Below are 4,363 nucleotides of genomic sequence, written 5' to 3'. Positions count from 1 at the left end.
GTGCAGCTGTCGATGGATGCACAAAAGAAAAACGTCAGGACTATGCAAATTTGCTGGTATTAGAGGCTTCAACTTCTGATATTCGTCCAGCCGTGTGGAAAAATAACCTTTCCGGACATAAAAGCAATAAGGAAGGAAAGGATTTTAAAACATTAAAAAGGAGGATCAACTACATGATGAAGGAAAAGAGAAAAGGGATGTTACAGAGAGGAATTATGGTGGCAGTGTCGGCGTTGACAGTTGTGGCGAGTGCTGGGACGGTAATGGCGTATGCGCCCGTTGCGTCATCGGATGAAAGTTTTGAAGAATTTATTTCTGATGATTCAACATATGATTTTGGATTTGATAATATGGATGACAGTCTAATGATAGAATCTATTGATTTTTCTGAAAGTGACACTGTATATGTTGATTCAACCGGAGATCAAATAGTAGATCAGAGATCATCAGATACTTATGCATTATGTACGCATAGTATGATTCCAGCAACTTTTTATACTCATACAAAGAATTCTTCTGGAGGATGTACTGTAAAAGTTTATAAATGTCAAAGATGTGAAAAATGTGGATATAGTGCTAACGCTCAGTATGATCATACTACTACATATGCGAAATGCCCTCATTAATTAAAAACTTATTTATGTAATATATAGTAAAAAGATCTTCAGATGTTTAAGAATTATTTTAAATATCTGGAGATCTTTTTATTAATTTGATATTCAATATTTATAACTTAAATATCTTAAATTTTAATACATTCATCTTTCTGAAATACTTTCTCAATATCCCTTCAATTTCCCTCTTGCATTTTCGCAAAAGGTAGAATATACTAACCAATAGAGTTAGATATAGCAAACTCTCGCGTGAATAAAATCATTTGAACTCCATCCGAAGATCTGCTGAAACCTTCGGAACATCGGATCAGATCTGTACTTGCTGAAATCGCGTTTCTGCTGAAAAACCGTACCTCAGATATGATCCACTTGGTACATCAAAGCTACGGTGTACCAGGAGTCCAAATGCAAAACCAGAAAGGGGATTTATCATGTACTTAGAAATTGAGAAAGTAATTGGAAGAGAAATTCTGGATTCCAGAGGAAATCCGACAGTAGAAGCAGAAGTATATCTGATGGATGGCACTGTAGCAAGAGGAACAGCTCCAAGCGGTGCATCTACAGGAGAATTCGAAGCTCTGGAATTAAGAGATGGAGATAAAGCTCGTTACCTTGGAAAAGGCGTACAGAAAGCAGTAGAGAATATCAACACAACAATCAACGAAGCAATCGAAGGTCTCGATGCAAGCGACATCTATGCAGTAGACGCAGCAATGATCGCAGCAGACGGAACAAAAGATAAATCCAAACTTGGTGCAAATGCAATCCTTGCAGTATCTATCGCATGCTGCAGAGCAGCAGCAACCTCTCTTGAGATTCCGCTGTATCGTTTCCTTGGCGGAGTATCCGGAAACCGTCTTCCTGTACCAATGATGAACATCGTAAACGGTGGATGCCACGCATTATCATCCGGTCTAGATGTACAGGAATTTATGATCATGCCAGTTGGAGCACCTTCCTTCAAAGAATGCTTAAGATGGTGTGCAGAAGTCTTCCACGCACTTGCTTCTATCCTGAAAGAACGCGGACTTGCAACATCAGTAGGTGATGAAGGTGGTTTCGCACCTGCACTGAAATCTGATGAAGAAGCAATCGAAACAATTCTTGAAGCAGTTAAGAAAGCCGGATATGAACCTGGCAAAGACTTCAAGATTGCTATGGACGCAGCTTCCTCCGAATGGAAGAGCGAAAAAGGCAAAGGATACTACAAACTTCCAAAGGCAGGAACAGAGTATACATCCGAAGAACTCATCGAGCACTGGGCTAAATTATGCGAGAAATATCCGATCATCTCCATCGAAGACGGTCTGGATGAAGAAGACTGGGAAGGATGGCAGAAACTTACAGCAAGACTTGGCGACAAAGTACAGCTTGTCGGTGATGACCTGTTTGTTACAAATACAGAAAGACTTGCAAAGGGTATCAGCCTTGGCGCAGGTAATGCAATCCTGATTAAATTAAACCAGATCGGTTCTGTATCCGAAACACTGGAAGCAATCAAGATGGCTCACAAAGCAGGCTACACAGCAATCTCTTCCCACCGTTCCGGTGAGACAGCAGATACAACAATCGCTGACCTTGCAGTAGCACTGAATACATGCCAGATCAAGACAGGTGCACCAAGCAGATCCGAGCGTGTTGCTAAATACAACCAGCTTCTCCGCATCGAAGAAGAACTCGGCGCGAGCGCTGTATATCCTGGAATGAAAGCATTCAATGTAAAACAGGACTAAGAGAAGTCCCTTACTTCTATACATAAATAAACCATAAAAAGCAAAAATGCATTTCTCATCTGACAATTCAGTGGGAAATGCATTTTTGTGTATATTTTATGATAATTTTTTATGTCATTGGAACATTACAGAGCAATATCCTATGACGTAAAAAATAATTGGTTTATTCCTCAAAATTACCTGTTTCAGCATCTGTAAATGCCATATCCGAAACGTTTACGTCTCCTGTGCTGTCTGTAAAGTCCATAATTTCAATAGCATCTTCTTTTGTTGGTTCTTCCGCCTGTCCCCATACAACCGGCTCAATTGTCTGTTCCATAAGTCTGTGCAGTAGCTCTGTCGTAATATTATTATCTCCCAGGAGTGAATTATACAGGAAGTTCCCAGACAGTTCCTCGGTGATAGAACTCAGCCCTGCCAGAATCATTTTCTTTCCTGGTGTTTCATTCCATCTGATCTCAATTTCATTATCTTCATGGAAGAAAATATGTGCTTTTCGCTTCACACATTCTTCAATAAAAGTAATTTCCAGTTTTAATACAGGTGTACGATTTTCATCTCTTGTAAATTCTCCCAGAGTAGCTACAAGGTAATGTTCCCCATGAAGATCCACACAGCCATTTACAGCCTTACGGAATCCAACCGGAAGCCTGTGAACTACATCACCTTCATTAAAAGAAACATAGAAAATTCCCTCATCATATCTGAAAGAAACCTTAGAGATACCATCTGTCATATTATTATGAAACACTTGAATAAACAACGGTGTAATACCAATATGCTGTTTTTCCATAACATAAGTCCTGCCACTTATCGCTTGCATAAAGCTCCGATACCCAGAAGGGAAATCAGCAGGTACAGAAGTACGATAACTATATTTTCGGACCGAATTATTTCTTCTGGACGCCGTATTTCTTTTCCATCCTCCGCGCAGGGAAGATTCTCTGAATCCAGAAGAAACGAGAGTATTATTTTTTCCGTTTTCAAGTTCCCCGCACAGTCGTTTCAAAAGCCCGTAGGAGAGGTGATCTTCTGGCAGGATCTCTGCCGGATGATAATCTGCCGGGAAATATTTACGGATAATATTCAGCATGATACAGTCCTGAAACAGTTCTTTATTTCCCGCATTTGTAACAAGAACCATATCCATATCCGGGTAAATAACAACATTCTGTCCAAGCATTCCATTATACTCAAAACTTCCCGGACGTTGTTCCATCCAGAGCTGATAGCCATATCCATAGGTATCGTTCTGCGTTTTCTGATGTCTTGCAGTGGATATTTCTACCCAGTACTCAGATATAAGCTGCCGGCCCTTCCAGTTTCCTTTCTGCAGATAAAGCTGCCCAAGCTTTGCCATATCCTCGGTGCAGATAAATAACCCCCATCCGCCTTTTGTAATGCCTTTGGGACAGGTTTCCCAGTAGTACTTCGTGATGCCAAGTGGCTCAAACAATCTCGGTGTCAGATATTCAGTCAGGGTTTCTCCTGTGCGTTTTGTCACGATTGCGGAGAGAACATAAGTATTTAGACTGTTGTACTGAAATTCTGTTCCAGGCTTGCCATTTACCGGTGAATTCAGGAAGCTTCCGAGCCAGTCGTTTCCGGACACGATTCCTGATTCATTGAAGGTTACTCCACTTGTCATGGTCAACAGATGTTCTACGGTGATTACCGGGCGAAAGATTTTTGACAAAACGTTTACATGTTCTGAAAATATATCATAAATATTTTCATCAAGCTTTAATTTTCCTTCCTCAACCAACATACCGATCGCCATGCCTGTGATGCTTTTGCACATAGAATGTGTGACATGCCACATTCCCTTCGGATAAGGAGCAAAATAACATTCGCAGATTACCCTACCATGGCGCAGTGCCATGAAATGATGCATTTCCGTATCTTTCGAAACATCCAGTTCCCGCAGAAGAGCAGCAAAAAGATCCGAAGAAATTCCCTGACTCTCCGGTGTCGCGCGTTCAAACGCCTGCTGATAGGGTGCATCAAATGGAAAAT

The 4,363-nt window shown here is 40.9% G+C and carries 2 protein-coding genes and 1 pseudogene; 2 read left to right on the top strand and 1 reads right to left on the bottom strand.

Going from position 1 to position 4,363, the window contains the following annotated elements; genetic code table 11:
• Together ACTNES_RS19600 and eno are read left to right on the top strand one after the other, a co-directional pair.
• A pseudogene (locus ACTNES_RS19600) lies at positions 1 to 626 on the top strand (M56 family metallopeptidase); the annotation flags it as partial.
• A gap of 416 nt (positions 627 to 1,042) precedes the next feature.
• A complete protein-coding gene (eno, locus tag ACTNES_RS19595) occupies positions 1,043 to 2,347 on the top strand; it encodes a phosphopyruvate hydratase (RefSeq protein ID WP_055058680.1) in 1,305 nt (434 codons plus the stop codon).
• Positions 2,348 to 2,510: 163 nt separating this feature from the next.
• Here the strand turns inward: eno and ACTNES_RS19590 are convergent.
• A partial coding sequence (locus tag ACTNES_RS19590) for a serine hydrolase domain-containing protein (protein ID WP_441040458.1) occupies positions 2,511 to 4,363 on the bottom strand: 1,853 nt, incomplete at its 5' end.

This window comes from Blautia sp. HCP3S3_D9, from assembly GCF_052063845.1.
Taxonomy (GTDB): Bacteria; Bacillota; Clostridia; order Lachnospirales; family Lachnospiraceae; genus Blautia_A.
Note: the sequence above shows the minus strand (reverse complement) of the source record. Positions and strands in the feature narration are given on the sequence as shown.